This window comes from Microbacterium sp. AR7-10 (assembly GCF_001878835.1).
Taxonomy (GTDB): Bacteria; Actinomycetota; Actinomycetes; order Actinomycetales; family Microbacteriaceae; genus Microbacterium; species Microbacterium commune.
This window is the reverse complement of the sequence record NZ_MJIR01000010.1, coordinates 1-1,103: the sequence shown is the minus strand read 5'-3', so window position 1 is coordinate 1,103 and position 1,103 is coordinate 1. Positions and strand designations below refer to the sequence as shown.

The 1,103-nt window shown below is 73.4% G+C and carries 1 protein-coding gene; it reads left to right on the top strand.

Features of this window, described 5'->3' with window-relative positions:
* Nucleotides 1-1,060, top strand: a 1,060-nt coding sequence (gene galK / locus BFN01_RS00780; RefSeq protein ID WP_071640533.1) for a galactokinase, incomplete at its 5' end; no start/stop codon positions are given.
* Nucleotides 1,061-1,103 lie beyond the last annotated feature (43 nt).

The following is a 1,103-nucleotide window of genomic DNA, read 5'->3' as shown; positions in this document are numbered from 1 at the left end:
AAATGTGTATAAGAGACAGATCCCGCACCGCACCTACGCCGCCGCGGCGCTGCGCGACGACGACCGCGTGCGGGTGACGTCGACCTTCGCCGCGGGGCCGGTGGAGGTCGCGCTCGCCGACCTCGACACGCTCTTCCCGACCGCCGCCGGCGCAGAGCCCGCCGTGCCGGAGTGGTCTGCATACGTGCTCGGCGTCGCCTGGGCCCTGCGGCTCGCGAGCACCGGGGCACCCGGCCGCGGCGCCGACATCGCGATCGCATCGGACGTGCCGGTCGGTGCGGGCCTGTCGTCGTCCGCCGCGATCGAGGGCGCCGTGGCATCCGCCCTCAACGATCTCTGGGCGCTCGAGCTCGACCCGGTCGCACTCGCCCAGGTGGGCCGGCGCGCCGAGAACGAGGCGGTCGGCGCACCCACGGGCATCATGGATCAGATGGCGTCGATGCTCGGCCGGCCCGACGCGGCGACCTTCCTCGACTGCCGGTCACTGGCGGCGGAGTCGGTGCCCACCGGGTTCACCGGCGAGGGACTCGAGGTGCTGGTCATCGACACACAGGTGTCGCACTCGCACTCCACCGGCGGGTACCGCGAACGGCGCGACGCGTGCGAGCGCGGAGCCGCTCTGCTGGGCATCCCGTCGCTGCGCGACGCGGACGAAGCCGACCTGCCGCGTGCCGCCGAGCTGATGGACGACGTGACCCTGCGCCGCGTGCGCCACGTGATCACCGAGAATCAGCGCGTGCTCGACACCGTGCGCATCCTCGCCGATCAGGGCCCGCGGGCGATCGGCGACCTGCTCGTCGCGTCGCACGCGTCGATGCGCGACGACTTCGAGATCTCGGTGCCGGAGCTCGACCTCGCGGTCGAGACGGCTCTCGAGCAGGGCGCGGTCGGGGCGCGGATGACCGGCGGAGGCTTCGGTGGCGCCGCAATCGCCCTCGTCGAGCGCGACGCCGTCGACCGGATCGCGGATGCCGTGACCCGGGCCTTCGCCGAGGCCGGATTCGGCGCGCCGCACGTGTTCACCGTGCGACCGTCGGACGGCCCGCGCCGCGACGCCTGACCCGCCCGCGACTCCAGAGCCCCGATCCCGACTTCGAATCGCT